Source organism: Roseburia intestinalis L1-82, from assembly GCF_900537995.1.
Lineage (GTDB): Bacteria > Bacillota > Clostridia > Lachnospirales > Lachnospiraceae > Roseburia > Roseburia intestinalis.
In genome coordinates this window covers 975963-995000 of sequence record NZ_LR027880.1, presented here as the reverse complement: position 1 = coordinate 995000, position 19038 = coordinate 975963, and the positions used below count along the sequence as shown (strand labels likewise).

The following is a 19038-nucleotide window of genomic DNA, read 5'->3' as shown; positions in this document are numbered from 1 at the left end:
ATCTTTTGCGATCAGGTTACCTGTTGCTGCATAAAGTTTTTCGTCCGTATTACATAACGGCGTATATACAGAACGGACGACTTTATAATATTTCGCACCTTTTACCTTTTTCCAGGTAATCTTTACTGCATTCTTTTTCGTATCATAAACAGCTTTGATGGATTTTACTGTTGCAAGTGATGTAGATTCTTTTGACGATGACCATCCACTGTATTCTTTTTTGGAATTATAAGCCCTTACCGATACATTTACGTATTCTCCGCTCGATAATCCTTTAATGGTGTATTTATTTTTCTTTACCGTTACATATTTTTCTGCAACTGTTTTTTTCTCACCATATTTATCATATACCATGTATCGGATCTGATAGCCTGCAGCGTACTTGTCCGCATCCCATTTAACGCTTACATTTTTGCCTTTATTGGTAAGGACGAGATTTCGCGGCTCCTCGAGCTGCATTTTAACTCTGGTCGACGCGGTAATGTATTTTAATGTTTTTCCGTCTTTATAATATGCACAGATCAGATAGGTGTAACTCTCACCGAATTTTAACTTTTTGTCCGTGTATGTTGTCGTTTTTGCGTTTGTGATCGTTTTCACCAGTTCATACTTTGCATTTTCTACTGTTACGGCACTGTTGCCCGAATTGATCCATCCTGAAATTTCTGTGATATCCTTGTCACTCTCAGAAGTTCTGTAAATCTCATATTTTGTTGCAAAACCTACTTTTGTCCAGGTCAGTTTCACTGTATTTTTTGAGTTCTTAGCCACCTTTAATACAATGTTATTTACACGGCTGGTACTTACAGTAAAATTTTTATATATACTGTAACTTTTCGTTTTTCTGTCCGGATCATAATAATAAGAGCGTACCTTGTAGGAGTATTTTGTGCCTGCCTTTAAATTCTGATCTGTATAGACATAGTCTGTGGTCGTTGCTATTTTCTTATATTTTTTACCTGAAAGACGATAAATCTCATATCCGGTACAGCTTCCTCTGGTAAAAGATAACTTTATACTGTTTTTTCCCGCCTTTGTATATACACGCGGTACGGATACCTTATCCGTATAGCTTACCATATTCGAAGCAGGACTCATTGCCGTATAATAAGTCATGCCAACAGATATATTTTTATATGTTTGATTTTTTTGAGCATCTGTTACTTTTATTTCCTTATTTACGGTAAACACCGGCTTCTTTTGTATGTTATAAAGAGAACTGCCTGCATCATAGGTATGCGCAACAAATGTATATTTTACGCCCGGTTTTAAAGAGATTGCACTGTATGATCCATCGATTCCCTTCACTTTGTAAGAACGTACATAACTGCTTATTTCCTTACTTTCAAGCTCCGTAAGTGCATCTTTTAAATAAAGTTTTTTCTGCTGTCCCTGACCATCCGTATAGTAACCATAAGCGTTCAAAAGCTCATAATTATAATGCGCCGGCTTCTTTCCTTCTTCAAAAACATAAATGACTACATCCGCATCGATTGGCGTCCATGAGAGCTGCCAGTCATCTCCATTGTACGTCTTTTCTATTTTGAGATTTTTTACTGTCGGTATGTTTCCATTAATGCTGGCCGTTGCAGTTATGACATCTGAATAACTTCCATCTGAAAAATATCCTTCTTCCGCAGATTCCAGTCTGACGGAACAATAAAAATATGGCAGTCCTGAATCTATTGTAATATTACAATACGGATCTGATGCATACTCTGAATCCGTTTCATAGGAATCGTTTTCTCCTTTTGCATTTACATAAGCATCGTACAGCGTTCCCCTCTTATTGTAAAACTGTAAAAAGCTCTCTATATTCGTAATATTTAACGGTTTGCTGCTTCGCAGGTAATACACACGATAGCTATCCACTCCGTTTTGTGCATTCCAGGTAACTGACATCTCTTTTCCCTTTTCAGAAACTTTTGTACCGGTTACCGGTGATAACTTCTTTAAAGAGTAATTTTTATAAGTATAGGTGTCCGACCATTTACCATACATGTCCACCACATATTTCGTCTGTTTCGATTCTATAATATATTGGCTATTATCATTCCAGTTCCAATATACCTCCTGTTTGTTACTTGTCACTTCATGATAATATACAGCACGGACTTTTACGCTGACCTGCTGTCCTGAATTCAATATGACATATGGCAGTCTTGCTGCATCTGATGTTATCATCTCATGTACGGTTCCGTCTGACGCATCCAAAAATAATCCCGGCATATTATAGACCTTGGTATTTCCATCGCAGACCACTTCATATCCAACCTTCATCATGTCTCCGGCTTTATTTTTCATTGTGGCCGTATCATTATTAACCGGATTCCAGCTTATTTTTACATAAGTTTTTTCAAAAGAAATCTCTTCATAAGCATTTGCATATACAACATATTTATATTTTTTCGATGCTGAATCATATACCGATTCATACGTTAATTGCTTATAAAAATGTCCATTATAACTATAATAAAGAACCTGTGTATCATTTTTTACTGCATACTCATCTATCCGCTTTTTGGCATTTTCCGATGAATCACTTACAGTAATTTCTGTAATTTCATCACCTTCTGTCACATAATGATACCCTGTCGCATCACATGACCGCAATGCTCTATACGTCTTACCATTGACTCTATACATTCCATATGCATCTTGATATTTATCTGTGTTGCCTTTCAGTATGGCTTCTGCCTTATTATACAGGTTTACAAATCCATCAATATCCGTACCGCTGCAATCACTCCGTTCTGGAACCGATTCACATAAGCATATCTCAACTGCCGGCCAGACGCTGTTGTTATAATACTTCCGTCATCTTTTCCTCTTACATTGATTACCTTTGACGGTTTATCAATTGCAGCGAGTTCTTCCTCTTCTGTCTCTTCTTCGGTCTCTTCTTCTATTTCTTCTTCCGATTCTTCTTCCGATTCTTCTTCCGTCTCTGTTTCCATCACTTCGGTATCATCAACAGCCTCCGTATCATTCACGTTTTCTGTCTCTTCTACAGTTTTCTCAGTTTCTGATGCCTCTGATGTTTCTGGAATTTCCGATGCCTCGCTGTTCTCTGTCTGCCCGCTGTCATTTTCTGCAGACTCACTGTCCGTTTCGCTTTCTTTCTCTGTCTGTTCTGTTGCTAAAGCTGCTTCCATCGCATCTTCTTCCTGTATCACAGCCTCTGTTACTGTCTGTACATCTGTCTGCGGCAATCCAGCAGCACCTACTGATGTCCAATCTCCGACCGTCAGCGTAAGCGCCATCGCAAATGCCGCCATACGTTTCCAACCCGTGAGTCTCTTTCTTTTCATAACTTTTCTCCTTCTGATTTATTGCACATTGTCACGCGCATTTTTTATGTTAATGTAACAGTTTATCCCCGTCAATCGTACTTTCGTACTTGAAAGCGTAAAAAAGCTTACATGCCCTTTTGACATGTAAGCTTTTTTTGATCTCACTTTTCCGTTCTTAACACTTTGTAACTTTTACATCTACCGGATGGTCGCCAAGTTCTACACTTAAGCTTAATTTGCCGCCAAGATTTGTCTTCATCTTTCCTGCATCTGCGCCATCGATCGTGATGTCGTACTCTGACTCATCCTCAAGTTCTACTGTGATCTGTGCATCTTCCGGTCCCTCTACCTGAAATGTCAGGCCTGTATCTGTTGCATTCAGATTCATGACAGCCGTTCCCGGAACAGATTCATATACGAACATGCCATTGCGCTCCAACTTGGTGATCTCGGAAAATGTCTTCACCTTGTAGATATCTCCCTGATGTTCGAAATTATCAAGTTTCGCCTTTGCACCTAATGTGTAATCCCCAAAACTGATCGTTCCATCTGCTTCTGAACGAATTAATTCGCTGATCGTTGCCATTTTTTCCTCCTGTGATAAAGTAGTTTTCTCTTTATCGTAAAATTTTGTGCCCTTATTATATAATATCCCCGTCACGATTTCCAGTGCTTTCCCGGATATTTCAGTAAAATTTTATTTTGTTTCGAACACGACTTTTTCTTTGTGGATCGTCACGACCACTTCCGTATCTTTTTTCACTTTGCCGGACAGGATTTCTTCTGCCAGTTCATCCTCGATATCGTTCTGGATCTGACGGCGCAGCGGTCTTGCACCATACTTCGGATCATACGCTTTATCGACAATATGCTTTTTGACGCTGTCACGCACGGTAAGGTGGATTCCCATCTGTTTTTCACAGCGGTCTGTAAGTTCTTTTAACATCAGTGCAACGATCTGTTTCATATCGTCTTTGTTTAACGCTCTAAATACGATCGTCTCATCAATACGGTTTAAAAATTCCGGTTTAAAAATACGGCGTACTTCTTCCATCACGCTGTTTTTCATGCGGTCATAATTCTGTTTTTCATCATCCGAAACTGCAAATCCAAGTTTTTTCGGCTCAATGATCGCCTGTGCTCCGGCATTTGACGTCATAATAATGATCGTATTTTTGAAATCCACTTTGCGTCCCTGGGAATCCGTGATATGACCGTCGTCTAACACCTGCAGTAAAATATTAAATACATCCGGATGCGCCTTTTCGATCTCATCAAACAGGATCACCGAATACGGATTTCTGCGCACCTTTTCGCTGAGCTGTCCTCCCTCCTCATGGCCTACATATCCTGGCGGTGAACCAATCATCTTTGATACGCTGTGTTTCTCCATATATTCCGACATATCAACACGGATCATAGACTGTTCGCTGCCAAACACTGCCTCCGCAAGTGCCTTTGAGATCTCTGTTTTTCCGACACCGGTCGGGCCTAAGAACAGGAAAGAACCGATCGGGCGCTTCGGATCTTTTAATCCGACACGTCCTCTTCGCACAGCTTTTGCCACTGCACTCACCGCATCCTCCTGACCGATGACACGTTTGTGTAAGGTAGCCTCTAATTTTCTTAAGCGGGCAGCCTCCCCCTCGGCAATCTTTCTTACCGGGATCTTCGTCCATCCGGATACCACATCCGCAATATCGTCTTCTGTCACTTTTAACTTTTTACTGCGGCTGTCTTTCTTTGTCTTTGCCTGTATTTTGGCAAGCTCTTCTTCACACGCTTCTTTTTCGTTCTTCTTCTGCTTTGCACCTTCCACATCACCATCGTGCAGAAATTCTAACATTTCCTCTTCTAACAGGTTGATGCGATGTCTTAATTCAACGACTTCCTCCGGTTTTCCACCCGCGCGCAGACGTACCTTTGCTGCAGCCTCATCCATCAGATCGATTGCTTTATCCGGCAGGAAACGGTCATTGATATAGCGCGCAGACAGGCGTACTGCTGCCGATACCGCATCATCCGTAATCTTTACCTGATGATGTTTTTCATACTGTTCCCGCAGTCCCTCTAAAATCTGCACTGCCTCCTCTTCCGACGGCTCTTCTACCGTAACCGGCTGGAATCTGCGCTCTAGCGCAGCATCTTTTTCAATATATTTGCGGTATTCATCGATTGTCGTTGCACCGATCAGCTGCAGTTCCCCACGCGCAAGTGCAGGTTTTAATATATTGGAAGCATCGATTGCTCCTTCCGCTCCGCCCGCTCCGATGATTGTATGCAGTTCATCGATGAAGAGCAGGATATTGCCGGCTGCCCGTACTTCCTGAAGTACCTTTTTAATGCGCTCCTCAAACTCACCGCGATATTTTGAGCCTGCCACGATTCCGGACATATCCAAAGATACCACCCGCTTTCCCGCAACGGTATCCGGAACCATTCCGGTTGTAATACGCTCCGCAATTCCCTCAACGATCGCAGTCTTTCCAACGCCCGGTTCACCGATCAGACATGGGTTATTCTTTGTCCTTCTGCTTAAGATCTGGATCACACGGTCGATCTCTTCCTGTCTGCCGACTAACGGATCTAATACTCCCTCTGCCGCCAATGCAGTCAGATCTCTGGAGTATTGATTTAATACCGGTGTATCCGATGCTGTTTTTTTCACCGGCTTACCATTCATGAAATCTTCTTTGTACAGGCTCGCATCTTCTCCCATTGCGATCAGGATATCCACATACATTTTCTGGATATTGACCGCTAAGGTATTTAAAAGGCGGGATGCCACACACTCTGTCTCTTTCATCATCGCGATCAGGATATGCTCCGTCCCGATCTCCTCTGCATGAAAACGAGCTGCCTCCCTTGCTGCCCCTTCTAACACCTGCAGTGCCCTCGGCGAATATTCCTTAGCCTCTGCCGTCAGCACCTGTGCATCCGGTGCAATGAGTTCCTCGATCAGCTGCATGACTTTGTCAAGTTCTACTCCATTATCATTTAATACCTGCGCAGCGACGCCCGTTCCTTCTTTTAAAAGTCCGATCAGGATATGCTCCGTTCCGATATAATGATGATGCAGTGATTTCGACATCTTTGAAGCCTGATCGATTGCTTTTTTTGCTTTTGATGTATATCGTATCTGCATAGTTTCTCCATTCTTTTTCTATTTATAAATCATTTAAATCGATGATCTCTAAATCATCTTCTTCCTCTTCTTCTCTCGGAATGTGTTTTTTCTCCGGAGTATGTTTCCGCTCCGGCTTTTCTTTTCTCTCCGGCCTTTGTTTCTCCTCCGGTTTTTCTTTTCTCTCCGTGCGCTGTTTTTCCTCCGGTTTTTCTTTTCTCTCCGGCCTTTGTTTCTCCTCCGGTTTTTCTTTTCTCTCCGGACGCTGTTTTTCTTCCGGTTTTTTTCTTTCTACCGGCAGGAAATCTTCGTCCTCTTCCCAGTCCTCATCGTCAAGATCGTCAGACATGCCACGTCCAAACAATCCCGCACGCACTTTATGGATCTTTGATACGCCGACTTCGTTCTCTGTATCGTTTTCTTCCACATCATCCGGCTCTTCTTCCACTTTTTCTTTTGGTTTTCTGTGGAAAAATCCTTTTCTCTGTGTTTCTTCCTCCTCCCAGTCAGCGTCTTCCGGATCATCTACTTCCAAATCATCTTCTTCCACGCCAGGATTCTCTTCTATATTATCATCTTCTTCCAGATCAGTATCATCTTCTGCGTCCTGATCCTTTCCCTGTTTTTCGGACTTCCAGTCCCAGTCATCCTCTTCCTCATCCCAGTCGTCACTCTTACGTCCTCTCAATAGAAGATTGATAATAATAACGACAAGTACTGCGATCACAAAAGCCATAATTCCCATCATATTTCTGGAAAAAGACTTTTCTTTTGCATATTGTTCAGAGAGATCATTGTATTCCTGCTGGAGATATTCCATATTAGAAACATCTTCCGCTTCTTCTGTTTCAAACTCTGCGTTCTGGTCTGCTGCCTGTCCATCTGTTCCATCCGCCGGCTGGTCTGTTGTCTGACCGTCTGTTCCATCCGCCGGCTGGTCTGTTGTCTGACCGTCTGTTCCATCCGCCGGCTGGTCTGTTGTCTGACTGTCTGTTCCATCCGCCGGCTGATCCACTGTTCCGTCTGCTGTCTGTCCATCTTCTCTGGTCAGTGTGATCGTATACTGGGCGAGTGCTCCGTTCTGCGCCTTCACGACTACTTTTATCGTATTTGTACCGACCTGCAGATTGTCATTTCCTGTGATCGACTGCACCGTCGCAAATTCATTAACCGGTGTTGCCGTCACTGTAACGCTTGTGACATCATTTGGTACGGTAGCTGTATATTGTACTGTCTTTCCTGTAAAGTCCGGGGATAATGTTCCCGCAGAAAGTGATAACACTTCCAGCGAATTATCTGCGGAAAGTGTTGTCTGTGCAGCAGCCACCTGGATTCCGGCAGCCTTTATGTCTGCCGCAGGTTCTGTCGCAAGACATCCCATGCAGAAAAGTGCAGCTATGAATCTTACTTTTCTCTTCATTCGTTTCACACTCCCTCTATTGCCATCATTACTATGGAATTATATGAGATATTCGAAAATGCGTCAACCTCAAACTCCCTCATTGTCAAATTCCGGAATAAAACTCTCCTCCGCCGTCTCCCCCTCCTGGATAAAACCGTTTTCAATCCCTATATCGATTGCAAAATCAATAACCTCATCATATTCCCGATCCGTGATCTTACGGTTTAATTCCGGATATTTTTTCACGTTAGAGAGCGGTGTAAACTGGTGCATGATACTGATATATATTTGATTCTCATAGGTTTCATGCAGATATTTCAAAACTGCTTTGGAATCTTTCGTGCACCCCGGCAGGATCAGATGGCGCACGATCGTACCACGCTTCATCAGGGAATCCTCCCCGTTTTCAAAAACTGCCGCACCCGTCTGACGCACCATCTCCGCTATCACCGCCTTAGCCACAGCAGGGTAATCCGGCGCATGGGAATATTTTGCACTCAAAGCGGTATCAAAATACTTAAAATCCGGAAGATAGATATCCACAATTCCTTCTAAAGAACGGATCGTATCCACATTTTCATAGCTGCTGGTGTTATAAACGATGGGTATCTTTAAATTCTGATTTCTTGCAAGCTCTACCGCTTTTATGATCTGTGGTACAAACTGCCCCGGTGTCACAAGGTTGATATTATTTGCACCCTTTTCCTGGAGTTCCAGAAAAATTTCGCCAAGCCGCTCCGTACTTATCACCTTACCAGCCGTGCCATTTGCAATATTTTCATTCTGGCAGAACACACAGTGCAGTGCACAGCCGGAAAAAAAGACCGCACCGGAACCCATCTCCCCGGAAATGCAGGGTTCTTCCCAGAAGTGCAGTGCCGCACGCGCCACCTTAATCTCTGTGGTCTGTCCGCAGATGCCGCGCTCACCGGATTTTCGGTCCACAGCGCACATTCTAGGACACAATGTACATATTTTCATGGTATACCATCACTCTTTCTATTTAATTTAATGATTGCGCAACCGTGCCTTTTTTTGTATGATAGACATTGCAAAAAGAAGATCAAACACAAAGGAGTTTTCTTATGAGTCCAAAAAACTGTATGGTAGCACAGTCAGGCGGCCCTACTGTTGCGATCAATGCCAGCCTTGCCGGTGTGATCGACGGTGTAATGCGTTCTGACATGTATGACACGGTTTATGGTTCCTTAAACGGAATCACAGGTATTTTAAACAACGATCTGACGAATCTTTCTGAATTAATGCAGCAGAATTCGGAATATCTCGACCGCTTAAAGGTCACTCCGGCAATGTATCTTGGCTCCTGCCGTTACAAACTGCCAAATTATTTAGATGATGATTCTTCCTATGTATTCATTTTCAAACAGTTTGAAACTTACCATATTGATGCCTTCTTTTATATCGGCGGCAACGATTCTATGGACACCGTCTTAAAGCTCTCCGAATATGGCAAAAAAATCGGCAGTCCGGTGCGTATTGTCGGTATTCCAAAGACCATCGACAATGATCTCTGTGAGACAGACCATACACCAGGATTCGGTTCTGCCGCAAAATATATCGCATCTTCTCTTTTAGAAATCGCACATGACACATTTATCTATGCAGTCAAAAGTGTGACGATCGTGGAAATCATGGGACGTGATGCCGGATGGCTGACCGCTGCTTCTGCACTGGCAAGAAACGGTTATAATACAGCACCACATCTGATCTATCTCCCGGAGGTTCCATTTGACAAAGAGGACTTTTTACTGGATGTAAAGCGTATGCTTTTCGAGCGCAATAACGTGATCGTTGCCGTATCTGAAGGTATCCGCGATGCTTCCGGCAACTATATCAGTGCTTCCGAAAGTTCTGTTGACACCTTTGGTCACAGCCAGTTAAGCGGAGCCGGAAAAACACTTGAATTTTTAGTCAAAGAAAAACTAGGCGTTAAAGTCCGTTCCGTGGAAGTCAACGTATTACAGCGCTGCGCTGCACACCTTGCTTCAAAGACTGATCTTGATGAGGCTTTTACTCTCGGTCAGAAAGCGGTTGCTCTCTCCGAGGAAGGTGTTACCGCTTCCATGGTAACAATACGCCGTATCTCTGATTCTCCGTACGAAATCGCCTATGAGCATGCCGAGATCCGCCACATTGCAAACGAGGCAAAATCAATTCCGAGAGAATGGATCAATGATGCAGGCAATGATGTCACACAGCCACTGATCGATTACCTTTCACCTCTCATACTCGGTGAAGTTCCGGTAAAATACGAAAACGGTATCCCTGTCTATATGGATGTCAGTCATTTAGCAAAACATCAATAAATTTACCGATCTCAACCCACGCTCTTTTAGATTCCGGCAGCATTTTTGCTGCCATCTGAAAGATGTGGAACATTCCTTCATAAATACTGATTCTTACTTTTACTCCCTGTTCTCTGGCTTTTGCAGCCACATCCACAGAATCCGAGAGCAGCATCTCATAGGAACCAACCTGTATCAGCATCGGCGGAAATCCCCTGAAATCCCCATATAAAGGCGAAATATAAGCATTATACGGATCGTTATCCCCAATATAATCTTTATTATAAATAAGGCTGTCCCTTGTTTTTCCAAATAACGGGTCGCGCTCAAAGTTTGTCTCGTAAGATTCCCCGCTCGCCGCAAGGTCTGTCCACGGTGACATGGCTACGATCCCACACGGAAGCTGCTTTCCGTGATCTTTCAGATAATGGCATAATGCCATCGCAAGACCGCCTCCTGCGGAATCTCCTGCGATGATGATCTGCTCGGAAAACCACCCCTGTTCCAACAGATAACAGTATGCGGCATAGGCATCTTCTAAAGCCGCCGGATACGGATGTTCCGGTGCCACACGGTAATCGGGTGTCAGAACACTCATTCCATGGCTGACTTCACAGTAAAGTCCGGCAAACATACGGTATGCATTCCGCATCGCTCCGACATATCCGCCTCCGTGAAGCTGTAAGATTACTTTTTCCGTATTCGGATTTTCTTTTGCCTGTAAATACTCCATGGAGAAATTATCCATCTCGATCACATCTAATGAAAAACAGTCCGGACATTTCCACGGCGGCTCCGAATCCCCGATTTTTTTCCTCAGTTCTCCATTTTTTATCTTTTTCCCAATCAGGTGATCATTTGTCACATGGGCGATCAGGTCCCTCATGACTCTTCCCCTGATACTCGCTTCGCTCTCTCTCATCCGATTGCTCCTGTTCTTTTTATTCTAAATATAACTCAGCGGACATGAAATCTTCGTTTCAGTTCCACCCTTGCCCTGCGGTCTCCGATGATCAGTGTTCCAAGAAACAGAAACAGGGAAAACGCAAATGCGATCAGTGCAAAAAGCTGTGCCGTCACGATACCGGTAAAAATCAGTATTACCGGAACAATGCTGCATAAAATCATAAAAATCTGCCACATCATATAGCTCTGCCAGTTTCTGCGGTTTACGATCATACAGATGATAATACCAACATCGACTAAAATGATCGCCGACGGCAATGCATAATTGACAGACCATCCGCGGTAGCCGACCAGAAAATCGATTGCGATCACGATCAGTATCGCCATCAGCGTGAGTACCGTGATTTTGGCGCGGTAACCTGTCTTTCCAAGAATTGCAAAACGGATCAGCATATATCCGTAAAAGAATCCAAGCCCCGTGATCGCACTCCATGCAATCTGTGACTCGGTGACCACATTGATATAAATGAGCAGCACCTCAACCAAAAGTGCACAAAACAGATAGATTTTACTGATCATTGTCATTTTCCGGGTGTGCACTCTCACATCCGGGTACATATTCTCCACTTCACCTGTGTATTCTAACACGGATCCGCAGAGTGGACAGCGCTCTGTTTCATCTGATATCTCCACATTACAATTTCTGCATTTACTCATAATTTACTCCATTACTCTTTATTTCTACCGCAATCCCGTCCGAGGCTATTTTCCGGAAAAATCCACGCTGCACAGACGCATCGACAAGATCATAACTGAAACTGAATACAAGTGTATCCCCGTAAGAGCAGATCGTTCCTTTCAGATGCTGCCCCTTTGACATGGCAAGAAATGCATGAAACATTTCCACATAAGGGCGGTACTCTTCTGTCACGGAAATATTGCCGATATTTGTGATCGTCGCAGTATTGGCAAGTGCAGAAGTTGTATATACATACTTCATTGCAAGGTTTTTCAGGAAAAGCGGCACAACTCTTGCAATCAGCAGTTTTTCATTGGAAACGTTATAGGAAAACAGCTTTTCAAGATTTTCCCGGTTGATCTGGCTTCGCAGGCTTTCCTTCACGATTGCAGCCACCTCTGCAAACGTATAGGTCTCTTTGGTCGGATGAAATTCTGCGGACACCATGACAAAAAAGTTTTTCGTGGTAATAGAATTAAAATACGGCCGCAGATTAACCGGCACCGCAACACGGATCGGACACTTTGACGGCATGCCGTGCAGACATTCTGTATAAACGCTCCAGATGTACACACTTACCAGATATTCGTTGATACTGATTTCCATCGCATGACAGACCCGTTTCAACTCCGGTATTTTCATATAACCGTGCATCACGCCGAACTCGCCCGGTCTTAACTTTTCTCCACGGATCAGATATGCCTTTTTTGTCTGGTATCCTTTTGCGGAACTTTTTTTGTAATTTTTTAAGAAACTGTCTTCCCGGTTCAAAGACGTATCAACACTTAATGAATCTCCCAGCTTTTCCTGCAGGTCTTTATGTGCCAGACGCAGATACTGGTAAGTCAGCTCTTTTAAGAAATTGATTCCTCCCATTCCATCCGTCAAAACATGGAATACTTCCAGATTGATCCTGCATTTATAATAGGTCACACGGAACATATAACTGCGGTTTTTATTCTGCTGGATATATCTACATGGAAAATTGTTCTCCATGCGAACCTTTGGCGCCGCTTTTCCGTTTTCCTCAAAATAATACCAGAACACCCCCTGCCGCAGTCTTAAGTTAAACCCGTCAAACTTCGGAAGCACCATATCAAGTGCCCTCTGCAGTAATTCCGGATTGATCTCCTCTTTCAGTGTAACACTGATCCTGTACACATTGCTCATGCTCTCCCCGGCAATGACCGGAAAAAGGTGTGCTGTATTATCAAGTCTGTCCCAACGGATATCACGGTTTGTCGGAACTCCTTTATTCTGTTTTTTCATATATTCCTCGTTTCTGCATATTTTACAGGCAGGCTGGGTTTCTGTTTTTTCTTCTCTCCCCCCGCTCATAAAATACACAATCTATTGTATGCAATTATAAAATAACCTGACATAAAATACAAGTTTGGGCATATCAAAATTACCTGATATAATGCTATAAATTTTCTTAAAATTCCCTTATTTATTTTTTAATTTATGATTGTATAAAATTTTCCTTCATATTATAATGTTTTTGTAACATCTATAAAATATTTATAAACAAGAAGGATTCACTTATGAAAATTTTCAAACGAACAGTCAGCTTATTTTTAGCTTTCTGTCTCTGTGCCGGGATGCTTTTACTGCAGCCGCAGTCAACGGTATCCGCAGCCGTCAGGAACAAACCGACCACCACTGTACTTCGCATGTCCAGTAATTCTTTCGACAGTTCTGCAATCTATGTCAATCTGCCAAAAGCCAAAGTATGTTATATCAAAAACATCAAAACCAGCAGTAAAAATCTGATTGCAAAAAACACCCACTATTATACTACCAGTTCAGACGATACATACACGGATACCTTTGCGTCTATCGGCCTCTATGCCAAAAAAACCGGTAAATACAAAGTCACCTATAATATCTGCGATAAATCAGGAAACAAACTTTCTTCGGGTAAAGTAACGGTATATGTAAAAAATGACCTGCCAGTCAAATCTGTCAAATTTGCAGGTAAAGAAGTTAATTATGCCCTTACGAGCAAAAAATCCGGCAAATTATCTGTTAAAATGAACAAAGGTTACACGCTGAAAAAAATCACTGTCACCACTTACAATAAGGCAGGTAAAGAAGTTGTAAAAACAATGAAAAACAACAGCACCTTAAAGCTTGGCGAGTACGCATATATATTTGATAATTCATATTCCAGCGGCAGAAACTATTCTACCTCACTTGCTGCGCGTACCAAGATCACTATTACTTATATCGACAAATATACCAAGCAGAAATGTGAGAGTATTTATTCCATTTCCCGTCTTGCAAAATAATCCAACAGGAGGATATCTGATATGAAATTATTTAAGCAAATTACTTGCGCTGTTCTTACACTTTGCCTGTGCGCCGGATTATTACTGATCCCTTCTGCGCCGGTATCTGCTGCAACAGGTCCAAGCGCCCCAAAGGCTGTAGATGTTTCTTATTACAAAAATTATCCGATGGTCAATGATTCGGCTATCTCCGTACAGCTCGGTACAAACGGAAAAAACATCAAAAATATCAAAACATCGAGCAAAAACCTGAAAGCCAAAGTAACAAGACTTTCACTTTCCAGCTCCAGTAATTCCGGATACGTTGGTGTCTATGCCAAGAAAACCGGTAAATACACAGTATCTTTTGATGTATATAATGCACAGAATAAAAAGATTAAAAAATTTACTGTCAAAGTCAATGTAACAGAGCCGACATTCTCTAACAATAGTCCTTTTAAGAGTGTGACCTTTGACAACAAAGAATATGATTACGCAAAGACAGTCTACAATAAAAATTCTGTCAAAGTCAATGTCAAAATGAACAAGGGTTATAAATTAAAGAAGATCGAATACTCTACTTACAGCAAGCCAGTTGCAAAAACAAATTCTTCCTATTCAACCACTTATTCAAACTCCGAGATAACAAAAAAGGTAAAAAATGGAAAGAGTATCCAGTTAGGACATTATGGATACTATTACGGACATGACTACTCTTACGCATATGGTACTTACTCTTATGAGTCATACAGCCGTGATGGTGATATTATGGCACCGACAACCGTGAAAATCACATATCTCGATAAAAATAAAAATACGATTTCTACCTCGTACACACTGTACCGTATTGCAGATGATATAAAATAACAAACTCAAAAAGCACAAAAAACGAGGAACCTGTCACGAAACAGGTTCCTCATTTTTTATTCATTATTAAATTATATTCTATTCTCTTTTATCTCTCCAGCGGATATTTCTCTGTCAGCGATTTTACGATTGCACGCGCTTTATCAGCTGCCGGTTCACCCTCCTTGATCATCATGGCGATTGCCTCTGCAATCTGATCCATATCCTCTGTGTTTAGTCCACGGGAAGTAACTGCCGGTGTTCCAAGACGTACACCGCTTGTTACGAATGGGGACTTCGGATCGTTCGGGATCGTATTCTTGTTGCAGGTAATATTGACAGAATCGAGAAGTTTCTCCACTGCCTTTCCGGTCTGATCATAATTTGTCAGATCAACAAGCATCAGGTGATTGTCTGTACCGCCGGATACGATTTTAATATCACGGCTTAACAGTCCCTTGCAGAGTGCCTGTGCATTGTCAATGATATTCTGCTGGTATACTTTAAACTCCGGCTGAAGTGCCTCCTTAAAGCAGACTGCTTTCGCTGCGATCACATGCATCAAAGGTCCGCCCTGGATTCCAGGGAAAATAGCTTTGTTAAAGTTATATTTGTCTGCGATTTCCTGACTGGATAAGATCATACCTCCACGCGGTCCACGCAGTGTCTTGTGTGTTGTGGTTGTGACAACGTGTGCATACGGGATTGGGCTTGGATGAAGTCCTGCAGCGACAAGTCCTGCGATATGTGCCATATCGACCATCAGAACTGCTCCGCATGCATCTGCGATCTCACGGAATCTCTTGAAATCAATGGTTCTCGCATAAGCACTTGCACCTGCGATGATCATCTTCGGCTTGCACTCCATCGCGATCTCTTCTACTTTGTCATAATCAATAAATCCCTCGTCATTGACACCGTAAGGTACAATGTGAAAATAAGTACCGGAAAAGTTTACAGGGCTTCCGTGTGTCAAATGTCCACCGTGATCTAAGTTCATTCCCATGACCGTGTCACCCGGTTTTAAGATGGCAAACTGTACAGCCATATTCGCCTGTGCACCTGAATGTGGCTGTACGTTCGCATACTCACAGCCAAACAGCTCTTTCGCACGCTCTCTTGCAAGTTCCTCTACAACATCCACACACTCACATCCGCCGTAATATCTTTTCCCCGGATAACCTTCTGCATATTTATTTGTAAGAACGCTGCCCATCGCTGACATCACTGCCTTGCTTACCCAGTTTTCGGATGCAATCAGCTCAATATGACTGTTCTGACGTTCAAATTCATCGGTGATGGCATTTGCCACTTCCATATCAACTGCCTGAATATCTTCCAGTGTATACATACTCCGTAATTCTCCCTTTCTTTGCTGTTTGATCAATGTGTCTTTCTACGAAAAACACTTGTCTTTTGCTATGTTTATCATTATATATGACTTTCCTTTTTTTGGCAATTCCAAAAGCCAGAATAGTTATATCAAATAATTATAAATGATATAAGCCCTGACGATAAAGCCAGATGGTACCTGCGATCTGTAAAATGAGGATCAATGGCATTCCTATAACAAAATACCAGTGTCTCGTCTTGTGGCGGAACACATACATTCCCGCCCACGTTCCGATACTGCCGCCTAAAATGCTGACTAAAAAAAGCATTCTTTCTGAGATCCGCCATCGATGCATTTTCGCCCTTCTTTTATCCTCTCCCATAATAAGGAAGCCCACCAGATTTAAAAAGATCAGATAAGCTGCGATCGTATCCATATGTTTCTCCTTTTTTCTAAAATAGAATCCTGTCCTACAGGATTCACCGCCTGCGGCGGTGTCGCCTCCGCGACATAATTCATCTCCGACGCAGTGTGATCCCGCCCGGAGGGCTTTAAGATTCATAGGACGTAATTTCCTATGAATCTTAAAAGTCCCGGCAAATAACTGCCAGGACTTTCACTTTTCTTCAACAGATCTTATTCTGTTATTTTATTTTTACCAAGATGAACTTTCATCACATACCACAACTCGGTTGCAATGCAGATAGATGAATATGCACCGCAGATCATACCTGCCATCAGTGGCAGCGCAAATTCACGAATACTTGCTACACCAAGAAGGAACAGCATAAATACCATAATAAATGTTGTTATGGATGTGTTGATGCTTCGTGATAAGGTCTGTGTCAGGCTTCGGTTTGCTACTTCCATCAGATCTTCCCTTGTCTGTTTACCATGCTTTAATGCAAGGTTCTCACGGATACGGTCAAAGATAACGATCGTATCGTTGACAGAATAACCAATGATCGTCAGCATACATGCGATAAATGTATTGCCGACTGAAATACGCATCAGCGCATATACGGTAAGTACAACCAGTACGTCGTGGATCAGGGCAATGATCGCACTGGCACCGAAACGGATATCTTTAAAACGGAACCAGATATAGATCAGCATACAGATTGTTGAGATAATAACCGCCTTGACTGCATCCGCACGCATCTCACCACTGATCGTGGAACTGATACTCTGGAATGTAATGGTGGATTCATCTACATCAAAACTGTCTGCCAGCTTATTATTCAGATCATCACGCTCTTCTTTGGATAAAGTACGTGTCTTGATCGTAATCTGAGTTGTTCCCTCTACTTTGTTTGCCTGAATATTGCTGTCTCCAGTTACTTCTTTTACAACCGGGATAATCTTATTTTCAATATCTTCGATCGTATATTCTTCGCCAAAATCAGCGGTAGTGGAAGTTCCTCCCATGAAGTCAAGTCCATAATTCAGGGAGTTCTGACCAGATGCCTTATGTACTCCCATACCGATAAATCCGGCAGCTATAACTGCAATAGAAATTGCAAAGAATACATATCTCTTCTGCAGGAAATTGATCGTCTTTCTCTCTTTTGCACGTCCGTAGAATTTTTCATCTCTCAGTCCTAACCAGTAGAAAGAATAAAGGATCCATCTTGTGACAACAAGTGCTGTAAACATGGAAAGGATAATACCGATCATCAGTGTATATGCAAATCCTTTTACAGTACCGGAACCTAATCCCATAAGAACAATCGCTGCAATCAATGTTGTGATATTACCATCTAAGATTGCAGACATCGCTTTGTGGAAACCATTCTTCATTGCAGTAATCACGGATTTTCCTGATGCAATTTCTTCACGGATACGTGCAAAGATGATAACGTTCGCATCTACTGCCATACCAATACTTAAGATAATACCGGCAATACCAGGTAATGTTAATGTGATCTCGAATAAGTATAAAGTTGCAATCACAAGTGCTGTATAAATTGCAAGTGCTAAAGCTGCTGCGACACCCGGAACTGCATATACAATGATCATAAATACCATTACGATCACAAGACCGATTGCTGCCGCTTTTAAACTGGAGGAGATTGCCTGGCTTCCAAGCTGTGCTCCTACCACACTGGACTCTAACTCTGATAACTGCAGGGAAAGAGAACCGATTCTGATCTGTGTTGCTAAAGTCTGTGCCTCTTCAAAGGTGCTCTGACCGGAAATCTGTGCAGTACCTCCGGTAATTGCCTCCTGAACAGTCGGATAACTGATAACTTCTCCATCGTATACGATTGGAAGTGCTTTTCCGACGTTTTCAGAAGTAACTTCTCCGAAAGTCTTTGCTCCCTCATCTGTCAGTGTAAGCTGTACCACATACTGCTTGTTTCCATACTGATCTGTGGTTGTTGCAGCCTGTGCATCTGCCACCTGGTCACCCGTCATAAATACGGTACCATCTGAAAGCTGGAACTCTAAGGAACCCGGATTACCAAGTTCTTCCAAAATCTTGCTTGCGTCCGTAACACCCGGGATCTCAACGGCGATACGATCATCTCCAACCTGATATACGGATGCCTCTGTACTGTAACTTTCCACACGCTTCTGAAGTTTGTAAATCGTATCACTCATATCCTCTGCGCTCGGATTTTCATCCATGACCTGATAGGTGATCGATACACCACCGGACAGATCAAGTCCAAGCGGAATACTCATTTCTTCCCCAATACCGGTCGATGAAAGAATAATAGATGCATAATAGGCAAGTCCCGCAAATGCAACGAGAATCGCAACTAATATGACTGCTGCTTTACTCTTTTTCATTTTCTTTTTCCTTCCTGTTTCTT

At 42.6% G+C, this 19038-nt stretch carries 15 protein-coding genes (1 of these 15 cut by a window edge); 3 read left to right on the top strand and 12 right to left on the bottom strand.

From position 1 onward, the window contains the following. The 6 genes from RIL182_RS04695 to RIL182_RS04670 all read right to left on the bottom strand — a co-directional run. Window positions 1-2646: the 5' portion of a fibronectin type III domain-containing protein gene (locus RIL182_RS04695; protein WP_006856437.1), read on the bottom strand. 507 nt of this gene lie to the left of the window's left edge; the window shows 2646 of its 3153 coding nt (coding positions 1-2646); the start codon lies at window positions 2644-2646; its stop codon lies beyond the left edge, outside the window. 65 nt (window positions 2647-2711) lie between these two features. After that, window positions 2712-3311, bottom strand: coding sequence for a hypothetical protein (locus RIL182_RS04690; protein WP_006856438.1), 600 nt, complete (start codon window positions 3309-3311; stop codon window positions 2712-2714). Between the two features lie 157 nt (window positions 3312-3468). Next, window positions 3469-3879: a hypothetical protein gene (locus tag RIL182_RS04685; RefSeq protein WP_015559362.1), complete on the bottom strand. Its 411-nt coding sequence runs from the start codon at window positions 3877-3879 to the stop codon at window positions 3469-3471. 111 nt (window positions 3880-3990) lie between these two features. Next, window positions 3991-6438 carry an ATP-dependent Clp protease ATP-binding subunit gene (locus tag RIL182_RS04680; RefSeq protein ID WP_006856440.1) on the bottom strand — a complete coding sequence of 816 codons (2448 nt, stop codon included), beginning with the start codon at window positions 6436-6438 and terminating at the stop codon, window positions 3991-3993. A gap of 22 nt (window positions 6439-6460) precedes the next feature. After that, a complete protein-coding gene (locus RIL182_RS04675; RefSeq protein WP_006856441.1) occupies window positions 6461-7837 on the bottom strand; it encodes a cadherin-like beta sandwich domain-containing protein in 1377 nt (458 codons plus the stop codon). A 69-nt stretch (window positions 7838-7906) separates the two neighbouring features. After that, a complete protein-coding gene (locus tag RIL182_RS04670; protein ID WP_006856442.1) occupies window positions 7907-8773 on the bottom strand; it encodes a radical SAM protein in 867 nt (288 codons plus the stop codon). A gap of 131 nt (window positions 8774-8904) precedes the next feature. Between RIL182_RS04670 and RIL182_RS04665 the strand changes: the two genes are divergently transcribed. After that, on the top strand, window positions 8905-10146 hold the full coding sequence (locus RIL182_RS04665; RefSeq protein WP_022111945.1) for a 6-phosphofructokinase: 1242 nt from the start codon (window positions 8905-8907) through the stop codon (window positions 10144-10146). Here the strand turns inward: RIL182_RS04665 and RIL182_RS04660 are convergent. Genes RIL182_RS04660 through RIL182_RS04650 form a run of 3 tightly spaced genes read right to left on the bottom strand, consistent with a single transcriptional unit; the run spans window position 10121 to window position 13039 of the window. Continuing rightward, a complete protein-coding gene (locus RIL182_RS04660) occupies window positions 10121-11047 on the bottom strand; it encodes an alpha/beta hydrolase (RefSeq protein ID WP_006856444.1) in 927 nt (308 codons plus the stop codon). The genes RIL182_RS04665 and RIL182_RS04660 overlap by 26 nt on opposite strands. Window positions 11048-11082: 35 nt before the next feature. Continuing rightward, window positions 11083-11748, bottom strand: coding sequence for a DUF6320 domain-containing protein (locus RIL182_RS04655; protein WP_006856445.1), 666 nt, complete (start codon window positions 11746-11748; stop codon window positions 11083-11085). Beyond that, entirely contained in the window at window positions 11741-13039 is a 1299-nt protein-coding gene (locus RIL182_RS04650) for a hypothetical protein (RefSeq protein WP_044998809.1), read from the bottom strand. The genes RIL182_RS04655 and RIL182_RS04650 overlap by 8 nt, the downstream gene beginning before the upstream one ends. A 275-nt stretch (window positions 13040-13314) precedes the next feature. On the opposite strand from RIL182_RS04650, the gene RIL182_RS04645 reads away from it, so the two are divergent. Together RIL182_RS04645 and RIL182_RS04640 are read left to right on the top strand one after the other, a co-directional pair. Beyond that, complete coding sequence (locus RIL182_RS04645; protein ID WP_006856447.1) at window positions 13315-14061, top strand: hypothetical protein; 747 nt, start codon at window positions 13315-13317, stop codon at window positions 14059-14061. Between the two features lie 21 nt (window positions 14062-14082). Beyond that, window positions 14083-14907, top strand: coding sequence for a hypothetical protein (locus RIL182_RS04640; RefSeq protein WP_006856448.1), 825 nt, complete (start codon window positions 14083-14085; stop codon window positions 14905-14907). A gap of 88 nt (window positions 14908-14995) precedes the next feature. Here the strand turns inward: RIL182_RS04640 and glyA are convergent, their stop codons facing one another. The 3 genes from glyA to RIL182_RS04625 form a co-directional block, all read right to left on the bottom strand. Next, window positions 14996-16237 (bottom strand): serine hydroxymethyltransferase, encoded by a 1242-nt coding sequence (gene glyA, locus RIL182_RS04635; protein WP_006856449.1) that lies wholly within the window; start codon window positions 16235-16237, stop codon window positions 14996-14998. A 139-nt stretch (window positions 16238-16376) separates the two neighbouring features. Continuing rightward, on the bottom strand, window positions 16377-16781 hold the full coding sequence (locus tag RIL182_RS04630; protein WP_006856450.1) for a DUF1294 domain-containing protein: 405 nt from the start codon (window positions 16779-16781) through the stop codon (window positions 16377-16379). 74 nt (window positions 16782-16855) lie between these two features. Next, a complete protein-coding gene (locus tag RIL182_RS04625) occupies window positions 16856-19015 on the bottom strand; it encodes a protein translocase subunit SecDF (RefSeq protein ID WP_006856451.1) in 2160 nt (719 codons plus the stop codon). Window positions 19016-19038: the final 23 nt, after the last annotated feature.

Excerpts from the sequence above, each read along its gene's own strand:
- RIL182_RS04690 (WP_006856438.1), bottom strand. The coding sequence starts at position 3,311 with ATGAAAAGAAAGAGACTCACGGGTTGGAAACGTATGGCGGCATTTGCG.
- RIL182_RS04685 (WP_015559362.1), bottom strand. The coding sequence starts at position 3,879 with ATGGCAACGATCAGCGAATTAATTCGTTCAGAAGCAGATGGAACGATC.
- RIL182_RS04680 (WP_006856440.1), bottom strand. The coding sequence starts at position 6,438 with ATGCAGATACGATATACATCAAAAGCAAAAAAAGCAATCGATCAGGCT.
- RIL182_RS04675 (WP_006856441.1), bottom strand. The coding sequence starts at position 7,837 with ATGAAGAGAAAAGTAAGATTCATAGCTGCACTTTTCTGCATGGGATGT.
- RIL182_RS04670 (WP_006856442.1), bottom strand. The coding sequence starts at position 8,773 with ATGTGCGCTGTGGACCGAAAATCCGGTGAGCGCGGCATCTGCGGACAG.
- RIL182_RS04665 (WP_022111945.1), top strand. The coding sequence starts at position 8,905 with ATGAGTCCAAAAAACTGTATGGTAGCACAGTCAGGCGGCCCTACTGTT.
- RIL182_RS04660 (WP_006856444.1), bottom strand. The coding sequence starts at position 11,047 with ATGAGAGAGAGCGAAGCGAGTATCAGGGGAAGAGTCATGAGGGACCTG.
- RIL182_RS04655 (WP_006856445.1), bottom strand. The coding sequence starts at position 11,748 with ATGAGTAAATGCAGAAATTGTAATGTGGAGATATCAGATGAAACAGAG.
- RIL182_RS04650 (WP_044998809.1), bottom strand. The coding sequence starts at position 13,039 with ATGAAAAAACAGAATAAAGGAGTTCCGACAAACCGTGATATCCGTTGG.
- RIL182_RS04645 (WP_006856447.1), top strand. The coding sequence starts at position 13,315 with ATGAAAATTTTCAAACGAACAGTCAGCTTATTTTTAGCTTTCTGTCTC.
- RIL182_RS04640 (WP_006856448.1), top strand. The coding sequence starts at position 14,083 with ATGAAATTATTTAAGCAAATTACTTGCGCTGTTCTTACACTTTGCCTG.
- glyA (WP_006856449.1), bottom strand. The coding sequence starts at position 16,237 with ATGTATACACTGGAAGATATTCAGGCAGTTGATATGGAAGTGGCAAAT.
- RIL182_RS04630 (WP_006856450.1), bottom strand. The coding sequence starts at position 16,781 with ATGAATCTTAAAGCCCTCCGGGCGGGATCACACTGCGTCGGAGATGAA.
- RIL182_RS04625 (WP_006856451.1), bottom strand. The coding sequence starts at position 19,015 with ATGAAAAAGAGTAAAGCAGCAGTCATATTAGTTGCGATTCTCGTTGCA.